The sequence below is a fragment of the Bacillus sp. JJ1521 genome (assembly GCF_036965165.1).
Classification (GTDB): Bacteria; Bacillota; Bacilli; order Bacillales; family Bacillaceae_L; genus Ferdinandcohnia.
Genome location: NZ_JBALOX010000266.1, coordinates 1,991 through 3,514 on the forward strand (window position 1 = coordinate 1,991; position 1,524 = coordinate 3,514).

2 protein-coding genes are annotated in these 1,524 nt (G+C 32.9%); one reads left to right on the plus strand and one right to left on the minus strand.

The annotated features are described in order from the left end of the window. Positions 1 to 259 precede the first annotated feature (259 nt). On the plus strand, positions 260 to 1,252 hold the full coding sequence (locus tag V7147_RS24370) for a zinc-dependent alcohol dehydrogenase family protein (protein ID WP_335370382.1): 993 nt from the start codon (positions 260 to 262) through the stop codon (positions 1,250 to 1,252). A gap of 191 nt (positions 1,253 to 1,443) precedes the next feature. Here V7147_RS24370 and V7147_RS25340 read toward each other — a convergent pair whose 3' ends face one another. Continuing rightward, the gene (locus V7147_RS25340) at positions 1,444 to 1,524 is read right to left on the minus strand and encodes a Spo0E family sporulation regulatory protein-aspartic acid phosphatase (protein ID WP_438824651.1); all 81 of its coding nucleotides are present in this window, start codon (positions 1,522 to 1,524) and stop codon (positions 1,444 to 1,446) included.

The window sequence follows — 1,524 nt, forward strand, 5'->3', positions numbered from 1 at the left end:
ACTATATATATTCCGCACATGATGTTGTAAGACACAAACACAGTACACATATATTTAACATAGGTGTCTAGCTGTTGTTCGACAATATGCCCCTAAAGTGGCAGAGTTATTTGTTGAGTTAACCGTGAATTTCACTTGTTCAACTAAAGAGTGCTTTAACACAATAACGAGATCGCCACAATGGCGGTCTTTTTTAACGGGCAGTTTATTTAAAGTGTTATAATCAAATTATTCAAATTTATATTAAGGAGCCTTAGTTTTGAATGCAAAATGTATTAAATTCTACGAATTTGGTAGTCCTAAAGATGTGCTGAAAGTTGAATATAAAACGATTGAACCACCAAAAAATAATGAAGTTCTTGTTCGAATGCTGGCACGACCTATCAATCCTTCTGATTTAATTCCAATTAAAGGGGCGTATTCTCATCGAATCTCTTTACCTAATATCCCCGGTTATGAAGGAGTTGGGATTGTAGAAGATGTAGGTCCTTTTGTTTCAAAAAGTCTTATTGGTAAACGAGTTTTACCTTTGCGCGGGGAAGGTACATGGCAAGAATTTGTTAAGACATCAGCAGAATTTGTCATTCCTATACCCATTTCTATTGATGATTTTACGGCATCACAAATGTATATTAATCCAGTTACAGCGTGGGTGGTTTGTACGGAAGTTTTAAGATTAAGACCTAATGATGTTTTATTGGTTAATGCATGTGGATCTTCTATTGGGCATATTTTTGCTCAATTATCAAAGATTTTAGGCTTTCGATTAATTGCAGTGACGAGAAATAATAAATATACAGAGGATTTACTTCATCTCGGTGCTTCTTATGTGATAGATACCTCTAAAGCTTCGCTGTATAAAACAGTTATGGAATTAACAAATGGAATAGGTGCAGATGCTGCTATAGATTCTGTTGGAGGTTCAACAGGAAACGACTTGGCTTTTAGTCTCCGCCCTAATGGGAACTTTATTACAATCGGTCTATTATCAGGGATACAAGTAAATTGGGCAGATATTGTAAATAAAGCAAAGGTGAATGCGAATATATTTCATTTGATGAATTGGAATAAAAATGTATCGGAATATAAATGGAAAGAAACTTTTAATAATTTAATAAGGCTAGTTACGGATAAAAAAATATGTTTGATGAAGGTAGATTCTAAGTATGACTTGTCGAATGTAAAAAAGGCAATTGATGTTGTTGAATCTTCTAAAATAACTAAAGGGAAAGTATTTTTAACAAGTAATTAAGTTAATTTCAATTAAACTAAAGGGGCAGATAACTTCAATAAGGAGAATGGGTTTATGGTGCAATACTGCCATAAAGGCGGTATTGAAATGGGTAAAAAAAGCAACTTGTTATTTAGAATGTTGAGGTGAGAAAAAAATGGTGTCACTATTGTAATAAATTTGCTTGCTGACGTAGGACACCTCTAAGTAAATTAATGAATTTGAAACTTTTTAAAAGCATTTAATAATCTATCGAGTTCTTGACTACATTTTATTGTATCACTGTTTAAAAT